The 1025-nt window shown below is 64.8% G+C and carries 1 protein-coding gene; it reads left to right on the forward strand.

Going from position 1 to position 1025, the window contains the following annotated elements; translation table 11 throughout:
- Positions 1-222 precede the first annotated feature (222 nt).
- Positions 223-1025, forward strand: an 803-nt coding sequence (locus EOA49_RS32085; RefSeq protein WP_164749393.1) for a polyprenyl synthetase family protein, incomplete at its 3' end; no start/stop codon positions are given.

The raw sequence follows: 1025 nt of genomic DNA on the forward strand, positions 1-1025 counted from the left end.
CATGAGCGATTCGACGAAGGAGATGAGGACGGCGTCGTTGGTGCGGACAAGCTCGATCATGGAATGAAAATCGCAGGTTGCGGCGCTCATGTAAACGCCAGGGCAGCCCAGCGCCAGCCAAACCGCGCCAATTCGCCTCTTGCCGTGCGCGGTTGTGCCGACCTAGAGTCCCACCGGGACCAGGGTGTTGTCGGGCGCGTCAATGAGACGGGAGTGATCGTGGTGGGTGTCGTTCTGAATATCGAAGGCAAGCGGGAACCTGCTTCCATCCAGGATCTCATCGACCTGACGGCAGCCGACATGGGACGGGTCAACGAGCTGATCCTGTCGAAGGCCGGCTCCGACGTCGAGATGATCCCGGAGGTCGCCAACCACCTGATCTCGTCCGGCGGCAAGCGGCTGCGGCCGATGCTGACGCTCGCCGCCGCCCAGATGTTCGGCTATGCGGGCGAGGGGCACGTCAAGCTCGCCACCGCAGTCGAATTCATGCACACCGCGACGCTGCTCCACGATGACGTCGTCGACGAGAGCGCGCTTCGCCGCGGCAAGAAGACGGCGCGCATGATCTGGGGCAACCAGGCGAGCGTGCTGGTCGGCGACTTCCTGCTCGGCCAGGCTTTTCGCATGATGGTCGAAGTCGGCTCGCTGGAGGCTCTCGACATCCTGTCGAGCGCCGCCTCCATCATCGCCGAGGGCGAGGTGATGCAGCTTGCGGCTGCCAAGAATCTGGAGACCACCGAGGACGAGCACTTCGCCGTCATCAAGGCCAAGACCGCCGCCCTGTTCTCGGCCGCCGCCGAGGTCGGTCCGGTGATCGCGCTCGCTTCCCGCACCGACCGGGCGGCGCTGCGCTCCTATGGCATGAATCTCGGCCTTGCCTTCCAGCTCATAGACGACGCGCTGGACTATGGCGGCTCCAGCAAGGATCTCGGCAAGAATGTCGGCGACGATTTCCGCGAGGGCAAGGTGACGCTGCCGGTGATCCTCGCCTATCGGCGGGGCACCAAGGCCGAGCGCACCTTCTG

It is taken from the genome of Mesorhizobium sp. M1A.F.Ca.IN.020.04.1.1 (assembly GCF_003997315.1).
Taxonomy (GTDB): Bacteria; Pseudomonadota; Alphaproteobacteria; order Rhizobiales; family Rhizobiaceae; genus Mesorhizobium.